Origin of the sequence: Bacillus sp. LB7 (assembly GCF_030449715.1) — a bacterium.
GTDB classification, from domain to species: domain Bacteria; phylum Bacillota; class Bacilli; order Bacillales; family Bacillaceae; genus Bacillus; species Bacillus paralicheniformis.
This window is the reverse complement of the sequence record NZ_JASGCA010000063.1, coordinates 1-368: the sequence shown is the minus strand read 5'-3', so window position 1 is coordinate 368 and position 368 is coordinate 1. Positions and strand designations below refer to the sequence as shown.

Genomic DNA, 368 nt, shown 5'->3' with positions numbered 1-368 from the left:
TGCGCCCTTTCTAACTTAACCGTTAAAAAGAATCACTACGTGATATCTTGCATTACTAATTGAATGTGATGTCTACTGTTATCTAGTTTTCAAAGAACACGTTGGTGGAGCCTAGCGGGATCGAACCGCTGACCTCCTGCGTGCAAAGCAGGCGCTCTCCCAGCTGAGCTAAGGCCCCGTATATAAAGATGGTGGGCCTGAGTGGACTCGAACCACCGACCTCACGCTTATCAGGCGTGCGCTCTAACCAGCTGAGCTACAGGCCCATCTTTTGATTCATATGAAGGAAGTTCCTTCAAAACTAAACAAGATCTAAACGCACCTGTCTATAAGACCGCAAGGTCTTATATTCCGTATAATATCCTTAG

The 368-nt window shown here is 46.2% G+C and carries 2 tRNA genes; both read right to left on the bottom strand.

The window, feature by feature from the left end:
• Nucleotides 1-102: 102 nt before the first annotated feature.
• Nucleotides 103-178 (bottom strand) — tRNA-Ala (locus QMZ64_RS23065).
• 11 nt (nucleotides 179-189) lie between these two features.
• Nucleotides 190-266, bottom strand: a tRNA-Ile gene (locus QMZ64_RS23060).
• Nucleotides 267-368: the final 102 nt, after the last annotated feature.